Origin of the sequence: uncultured Campylobacter sp., assembly GCF_937997595.1 — a bacterium.
Taxonomy (GTDB): Bacteria; Campylobacterota; Campylobacteria; order Campylobacterales; family Campylobacteraceae; genus Campylobacter_B.
This window is the reverse complement of record NZ_CALKTS010000024.1, coordinates 1-1,422: the sequence shown is the minus strand read 5'-3', so window position 1 is coordinate 1,422 and position 1,422 is coordinate 1. Positions and strand designations below refer to the sequence as shown.

The following is a 1,422-nucleotide window of genomic DNA, read 5'->3' as shown; positions in this document are numbered from 1 at the left end:
GGCAAAATCACCGCCGTTAAAGAGGGCGCAATCAATGCTGAAATCGATGTCAGAACCGCAGACGGTGAGAATCTAAGCGCGATCGTCACAAACGGCTCCGTTAAAAATTTGGCGCTAGCAGTCGGCGACGAAGTAACCGCAATCATCAAAGCTACTCAAATCATCGTCGGTGTAAAATAATCAAGCGTAACGGTGCGTGCGACAACGATGCACGCGCTTTAAACATCACAAAATCAAGGAGCGAAATTTTATAAATTCTGCTCCTTCTTCAAAAATCTCTTTTGATAAATCAAATTTTGTAGCAACTCAAATAACGCTATAAGCGGTCTTTTCTCTCATGCGCGCAGATGCACCCCGCGCGACATCCAGCCCCAATCACACCAAGAGCGGTCTTACCCTATTTTACCGCAGTGCGCATTTTGCGTAGGCTTTGCATCCATTCATCGCGCAAGCCCACTCACGCGAGATATTTATGAAACACAGACCCCTCCTCTTCACTCTGCCTACTCGCTTATAGCAATGTGCTTTCATATTTTACGCGCTTGCTACGGCGCTACTTTGCTCGGTAATGACCGATCACCACACTTTTACAGCGGCAGGCTCAGCATATCTTTTCGCGGTGGCGGTGCGATGTTTTGCAAAATATTACGCGATGCGGCAAACTTTAAAATTTAAACTTTCTAAGCGCGACAGAGACCGCTTCGCAAAAACCCACACCCGATCCAAAAAGATCACGACACACACTTTACCCCCTACTTTGCCACTTGCTACGAAATTTAACCACTCTTGCGCAAATAAACACGATGAGTTTTACGCCGATGACTTCGAGCCGAACGCCCATTCGTGCCTCCATAGATGACAACATTAGCTAGCCGATGCGCGCTGTTTAAACACGCTTGTACCTTGCAAGCAATCAACACTGGCTACGACGAGTGCACGCACGTATCAGTCGAGCCATCCATAGCGTGTTTAGATCCACTTTTAGCTTTTGCCGATCGGCTCGTTAAAAGGCGTAGATTCCGCGGATAAAATCACTCTTGTAAAATTTCGGCTCGTAGCCGCAGATAGCAAGATTTGCTTTACTAAATTTGATACTCGTCGGGGCCTAGTTCGCCTCGCAAAAGCTTACCAAAGCGTGCAGCTGCGGCCTCTACGGCATCGTCGCCAAACTCGCCGGGCTCAAACCCGCTGCTGACAAACGGCACGGCAAACTCCATCTCGCAGTAGTTTGCCGCAATCTTAAGCGGAGTTAAAATTTCATCCATACTATAGCCGATCGCACCCTGTTTGGAGTACTCGCTAAGCGGCGTACTGGCGCTTAGCGCGAGCTGCAAGACCTTGCCCTTAAGCGCGCCGGAACCCACCAGCTCGTGCGAAAAGACGATGTCGATATAGGCTTTTAGCATAGGCGGCACGTTTAGC

2 protein-coding genes are annotated in these 1,422 nt (G+C 48.9%); one reads left to right on the top strand and one right to left on the bottom strand.

What is annotated here, in order from left to right:
• Positions 1-180, top strand: a 180-nt coding sequence (locus Q0614_RS00825) for a TOBE domain-containing protein (RefSeq protein WP_298785851.1), incomplete at its 5' end; no start/stop codon positions are given.
• 902 nt (positions 181-1,082) lie between these two features.
• Here Q0614_RS00825 and Q0614_RS00820 read toward each other — a convergent pair.
• The coding region (locus tag Q0614_RS00820) for an NAD(P)H-dependent oxidoreductase (RefSeq protein ID WP_298785849.1) at positions 1,083-1,422 on the bottom strand (340 nt) is incomplete at its 5' end.